The organism is Leisingera sp. F5 (assembly GCF_001593695.1).
Genome location: NZ_LUKH01000285.1, coordinates 1 through 3,103, shown reverse-complemented (window position 1 = coordinate 3,103; position 3,103 = coordinate 1). Strand labels below are relative to the sequence as shown.

Here is a 3,103-nt window from a genome sequence, read left to right as displayed (position 1 = left end):
GCACACAGGTGTGATCGGGCATGTGTTTGCCCAGGCGGTGGTTCCATTCGGGATAGGTGAACTGCCCCGCCAGCCGCTCGTGTTCGGCGTCCTGTGGTGACAGGTCCAGCGAGATCCGCAACCGGGACGCCGCCCTCTTCATATGCTGCGAGAGGGTGAGGTTGTCCTGATCCTCTGCCGCTTTCTGGGCGTTTTCGTTGTCGTCGTCATCGACCATCCGGTTGATGTTCAGGCTTTCGGCCCAGGACAGGATCGACTCGAACCGGTGGACGATGAAACTGTCCTTGCGGGTGGTCTGGTCCTGATCCTGCCGCTTGGCCGTCTTGCGGGTGGAGACGGCGAGGCCCGGGGTTTTCATCTCTTCCGCTTCGGGAGCGGCCCCCCTGCCCGCCTGCGGCACCGGCAGGCGCAGCCAGAACGGCACCGGCTGATAGGTCCGGTAGCCGCGCGGTTCGGTGCAGGTGCAGGGCTCGGCGATACGGCAGTCGGAACCGATCTGGTCCAGCACCATCTGCTCAATCCGCGCCTCGGACCGCGGCAGGCCGCTGCGGTTGCGGGTCTCGGCAGTATGGGCGCAGAACGCGCCATAGGCAGACCGCAGCCCCGGACAGGCGGCAAACACCTGATCGGCTGCGCGGGCATTGGCCGCGATTTCCAATTGGTCCGCCTGATAGCGGTCCTCGTTGCGATCCGGCAGTTCAATCGTGGCAGCCATTGCAGCCAGCCACAGATAGGCCTTGCGGTTCAGCTCGCGGCTGGGAAAGGCAGCCATTTCCGGCGGCAGACGCAAACGCTCGCCGTCGAAACTGGCCATATTCACTATCTCCCGCGGCGTGCCGATGCGGCGCAGCCGGTCCGGGCGGTGGTCCGACAGCACCGCGGGTGCCGGTTGGATTTCCACGCCCCCGGCCCCGCCCAGCGCCCGGAACAGCGCCGCCACGCTGGCGCGCATGTCCTCGAACCGAACGATATGTTCGGTTCCGTCCTCTGCGGCACCGATCCGTGTGGCCATGCCGTGCCACAGGTTGCCAACCGTTTCTTCGGGTTCCAGAAGGTCGAGAGCGTGGATCATGGCATCACCCGTAGACGCTGGCCGCGAGGTCGCGCAGCGCCTGGCTCACGTCAGCCTCGTCGCTGAGGGGTTCGATGATGGCGGCCTCCACCGCCCGCTCAACGCTCATGCCCTTGGCGATCAGCGTCGCGGCGTAGATCAAGAGGCGGGTAGAGACGCCTTCCTCCAGATCCATGCCGGAGAGCTTGCGGATATGGCCCGCCAGTCGCACCAGCGCGGCGGAGCGGCCCTCGTCCAGCCCGCTCTCGGCGGCAACCACGGCGGTCTCAGCAGCGGCTTCGGGGAAGTCGAAGCTGATCGACAGGAAGCGCTGCCGGGTCGAGGGCTTCAGCTTCTTCAGGATGTTCTGGTAGCCGGGATTGTAGCTGGCCACCAGCATGAAGGGCTTGGGGGCCGCCAGTTCCTCACCCGTGCGGTCGATCACCAGACGGCGGCGATCGTCGGTCAGCGGGTGCAGCACCACGGCCACGTCTTTCCGGGCTTCGACCACCTCATCCAGGTAACAGATGCCGCCCTCGCGCACCGCGCGGGTCAACGGGCCGTCGACCCAGACCGTTTCTCCGCCTTTCAGCAGGTAGCGCCCGATCAGGTCGGCGGCGGACAGATCATCGTGGCAGGCAACGGTGTGGAGGGGCAGCCCAAGCCGGGCTGCCATATGTTCCACGAACCGCGTCTTGCCGCAGCCGGTGGGCCCCTTCAAAAGAAAGGGCAGACCGTTGGCTTGGGCCATCTCGAAGACAGTGCATTCATCGCCAGCGGGACGGTAGAAGGGCACGGAAGGCATGTTCATTGCGTTCATGGCTTACTCTCCCGGTACGGCCGCGGGGCCGGGTTTGATGACTTCGCGGCGGACCACCACAGTTGCGTAGATGAACAGCAGTGCGCCAAGGACCACCACTGCGCCGGAACCGAGACGCATCAGGTAGAACAGTCCCAGCTGGTCCTGCACGTCCATGTAGTAGTCGCCGACGATGCGCTGCATGTGGGTCTGGATGGTGCCGGCAAAGGTCAGCACGAAGGTCATGAAGGCCATGCCGCCGGTCATCAGCCAGAAGGACGCCATGTTCAGCACCTGGTTATAAGGATCGCGGTTGCGCAGATGCGGCATCGCATAGGTGAACATCGCCAGGTTCATCGCCACATAGGCGCCGTAGAAGGCCAGGTGCCCGTGGGCGGCGGTGATCTGGGTGCCGTGGGTATAGTAGTTCACCCCGTGCAGCGTATGCAGGAAGCCCCAGACGCCAGCCCCGAAGAAGGCTACGGTGGAGGCGCCAAGCGACCACAGCAGTGCCGCCTTGTTGGGGTGGTTCTTGCGGCCTTTCCAGACCATGACGAAGGCAAAGCTCATCATCGCGAAGAAGGGGATCACTTCGAGGGTCGAGAAGATCGAGCCGATCCACTGCCAGTATCCCGGTGTGCCGATCCAGAAGAAGTGGTGACCGGTGCCGAGGATGCCGGAGAACAGCGCCAGGGCAACGATGACATAGAGCCATTTCTCCACCACTTCGCGGTCAACACCGGTCAGCTTCAGCATCAGGTAGCCAAGGATCGCGGCCATCACCAGCTCCCAGGTGGCTTCCACCCACAGGTGAACGACGAACCACCAGTACATCTTATCAAGGCTGAGGTTGTCGGGGTTGATGAAGGCAAACACCCACAGGAGCGACAGCAGCCACAGGCCCATCAGCAGGATGTTGGTGATCGCGGTTTTGCGGCCCGCCAGCACAGTTAGCGAGATGTTCACGAGGAATATCACTGCCGCAACCAGAATCCCGAACTTGACCCACAGGGGCTGTTCCAGGAACTCCCGCCCGCCGTGGATACCAACGAGGTAAGAGCCCACCGCGCCCAGCGTGCCAACGACAAGAATTGCAAGCTGGATATAGGCGAGTTTCACTGAGAACAGCTCGCGTTCTGATTCCTCGGGGATCAGGTAATAAGCAGCCCCGAAGAAGCCCAAAAGCAGCCAGACGATCAGCGCGTTGGTATGCAGCATCCGCACAATGTTGAAGGGCAACAGCTCGCTCAGCG

Annotated in this window: 2 protein-coding genes and 1 pseudogene; all 3 read right to left on the bottom strand. The window is 63.4% G+C overall.

The genetic code is table 11. From position 1 onward, the window contains the following. A pseudogene (locus tag A2I95_RS28940) lies at positions 1 to 1,072 on the bottom strand (NorD nitric oxide reductase activation protein); the annotation flags it as partial. 4 nt (positions 1,073 to 1,076) lie between these two features. Then, the gene (locus A2I95_RS28935) at positions 1,077 to 1,871 is read right to left on the bottom strand and encodes a CbbQ/NirQ/NorQ/GpvN family protein (RefSeq protein WP_291735443.1); all 795 of its coding nucleotides are present in this window, start codon (positions 1,869 to 1,871) and stop codon (positions 1,077 to 1,079) included. A gap of 3 nt (positions 1,872 to 1,874) precedes the next feature. After that, positions 1,875 to 3,103, bottom strand: a 1,229-nt coding sequence (locus tag A2I95_RS28930) for a cbb3-type cytochrome c oxidase subunit I (protein ID WP_291735441.1), incomplete at its 5' end; no start/stop codon positions are given.